Here is a 595-nt window from a genome sequence, read left to right as displayed (position 1 = left end):
GGCGCTGTTGGCATCTTCAGTGATTTTCCGCACCCGCAGTGTCCAGGATGTCGCAGACTGTGGCAGATCAATACGGTGAGTGCGCTCATAACCTGAGGTGGTTTTACCCTTAACCCGGCCGTCCACAACAGTTTCCCAGCTGCCGCCGTCAGTCTGCAAATCAATGGCGTATTTCACCTCGTTGCCGACCATATCCCCGTTATCCTCCTGCCGGAACAGGGACGGCCATTTCAGACGGACGCGGACCGCAGACAACTGCGGGTTAGTGAATGCATGTGCCCACGGTGTGCTGCTCTGCACGGTGGTACCAACCGTGATTTCATTCTCCGCCGCCGGCATCCCCTGAATATAGGTTTGCGCCTGGGTACCGGGGCGGTATTCCCACACCACACCGGGAAAGTTTTCCGACCCGTCAGTGTTCAGCAGCGGCGTACCGTCCAGAAAGATATTCTTCCCGGTCAGCTCACCGGCAAATTCACCTTCACCGAGGGCGATCAGCAATTTTGCTTTGGCAACGGACTGTAAGTCGTCCGGCTGTTCGACGGGCGTGCGCGGGCTACCGCCACCACCTTTGCGGCCTGTGATTTGTGTCATT

1 pseudogene is annotated in these 595 nt (G+C 57.6%); it reads right to left on the bottom strand.

The annotated features are described in order from the left end of the window. Nucleotides 1-594 (bottom strand): annotated as a pseudogene (locus tag HMPREF3119_RS19755) (host specificity protein); the annotation flags it as partial. Nucleotide 595: the final 1 nt, after the last annotated feature.

This window comes from Morganella sp. HMSC11D09, from assembly GCF_001807955.1.
Taxonomy (GTDB): domain Bacteria; phylum Pseudomonadota; class Gammaproteobacteria; order Enterobacterales; family Enterobacteriaceae; genus Morganella; species Morganella morganii.
This window is presented reverse-complemented; position numbering and strand designations above follow the sequence as displayed.